The organism is Gulosibacter macacae (genome assembly GCF_003865375.1).
In the GTDB taxonomy this organism is placed as follows: Bacteria; Actinomycetota; Actinomycetes; order Actinomycetales; family Microbacteriaceae; genus Gulosibacter; species Gulosibacter macacae.
Genome location: NZ_RQVS01000030.1, coordinates 1 through 510 on the forward strand (window position 1 = coordinate 1; position 510 = coordinate 510).

Below are 510 nucleotides of genomic sequence, written 5' to 3' on the forward strand. Positions count from 1 at the left end.
TCCGGTGTCAGGGTGTTGCGACAACCAATTGAATCCGCCTAATAATCAATGATCGGTGTGTCAGGTTGACCGTCGCCCAGCTCGGGCCGCGAAGGCGTCAATGGCTGACAGCACCTCGGGGGCACGCCACACCCTCGGTCCTTGATGTTCGGCGCTCACAGCCAGGACGCCAGAGTCCATGAGCTCCTTGAGGTACCGGTACATATTGGTTGCAGGCATCTGCAGCTCTTTTGCAATGAGATCGGCAGTGAACACTGGCTTGGATACCGTGTACTCAATCACCTTCTCCTTCACGCTGTCCGGGCGTGCCTTGTTTTCAAGCAGCCATGAACTTCTGATTTCCCTGAGGTCACCGACAAGTTGCCTGCCGTTCGGGACAGCACGTAGCGCTGCAGCGACAAGCGTGAGCGCGGCCCCAAGAAGCCCGAGGCCGCACTGGCGATGCCCGCGCTGCACTCCGGCAAGCGCCCGAAGACCAAGGGCGCCCGCTACACCATCCTCTTCATCCTG

General features: G+C 59.8%; 1 pseudogene. It reads right to left on the reverse strand.

Features of this window, described 5'->3' with window-relative positions:
• Positions 1-60: 60 nt before the first annotated feature.
• A pseudogene (locus tag EG850_RS13465) lies at positions 61-510 on the reverse strand (hypothetical protein); the annotation flags it as partial.